At 69.2% G+C, this 1,352-nt stretch carries 2 protein-coding genes and 1 pseudogene; all 3 read left to right on the top strand.

Annotation, left to right across the window (positions count from 1 at the left end; genetic code table 11):
• Positions 1-318, top strand: a pseudogene (locus tag AC1D01_RS34865) (methyl-accepting chemotaxis protein); the annotation flags it as partial.
• Positions 319-350: 32 nt separating this feature from the next.
• Positions 351-1,151 (top strand): CheR family methyltransferase, encoded by an 801-nt coding sequence (locus AC1D01_RS34860; RefSeq protein WP_477874114.1) that lies wholly within the window; start codon positions 351-353, stop codon positions 1,149-1,151.
• 7 nt (positions 1,152-1,158) lie between these two features.
• Positions 1,159-1,352, top strand: a 194-nt coding sequence (locus AC1D01_RS34855) for a chemotaxis protein CheD (protein WP_477874112.1), incomplete at its 3' end; no start/stop codon positions are given.

Genomic DNA, 1,352 nt, shown 5'->3' with positions numbered 1-1,352 from the left:
GCGGCGGTGAGCCAGCTGAGCCAGACGACGCAGCAGAACGCGTCGAGCTCGGAGGAGCTGGCGGCCACGTCGGAGGAGATGAGCAGCCAGGCCGAGCAGCTGCAGCAGACGATGTCGTTCTTCAAGCTGGCGACGCAGGTCGATGCACCGCGGCAGCGCCCGGGCGCAGCGCGCAAGCCGGCGGCCAAGCCGGTCGTTGCAGGCAAGGGCAGCAAGGCGGGCGTGCGCAAGCCGGCACCGGCTGCAGGGCACAACGGCTTCTCGCTGCACGCGAACGGCACCGGCGCGCTCGACGAATCGCAGTTCGCCCGCTTCTGAGGCAGGCTGGATCGACCCGGCGGACCTGCACGATGAACACCATCTCCGACAACGAGTTCGGCCTGTTCCAGCGCTTCATCTACGACGCGGCGGGCATCACGCTGTCGTCGGCGAAGAAGGCGCTGGTGTGCGGCCGGCTCGCGAAGCGGCTGCAGGCCTGCAACCTGGGCAGCTACAGCGAGTACTTCAAGCTGCTGACCAGCGGCCAGAACGGGGCCGAGGTGCAGACCGCGGTCRACCTGCTGACCACCAACGAAACCTACTTCTTCCGCGAGCCGAAGCACTYCGAGCTGCTGCGCGAGGCCGCGCTGGCGAGCCCGACCCGCTCGCAGCCGTTCCGCGTCTGGAGCGCGGCCAGCTCGACCGGCGAAGAGGCCTACAGCATCGCGATGGTGCTGGCCGACACGCTGGGCGACACGGCCTGGGAGGTGACGGGCTCCGACATCAGCACCCGCGTGCTGCAGCGCGCGCGCCAGGCGCACTACCCGATGGAGCGCTGCCGGCAGATCCCGCAGGGCTACCTGAAGCGCTTCTGCCTGCGCGGCATCGACGAGCAGCAGGGCACGCTGCTGGTCGACCGCACGCTGCGCAGCCGCGTGCAGTTCATGCAGGTCAACCTGAACACGACGCTGCCGCGGCTCGCCGCCTTCGACGTGATCTTCCTGCGCAACGTGATGATCTATTTCAACGGCGACACCAAGCGGCAGGTGGTGGCGCGCATCCTCGAGCAGCTGAAGCCGGGCGGGTTCTTCTGCATCGGGCACTCCGAGAGCCTGAACGACATCACGACGGCGCTGACCCAGGTGGCGCCGTCGATCTACCGCAAGCCGTGAGCGCAGCATGGCGGGGAACACGATCCGATTCGACAGCGCCGAGCCCGGCGACCGGGTGCTGCAGCCCGGCGAGTACGCGGTAGGCGAGGCGCCGCTGCGCATGCGCACGCTGCTCGGCTCGTGCGTGTCGATCACGCTGTGGCATCCGGTGCGGCGCATCGGTGCGATGTCGCACTTCCTGCTGGCCGCGCGCTCGCCGAG

It is taken from the genome of Rhizobacter sp. P3_B12 (assembly GCF_056402895.1).
The sequence above is the reverse complement of the archived record's forward strand: the minus strand, read 5'-3'. Positions and strand labels throughout refer to the sequence as shown.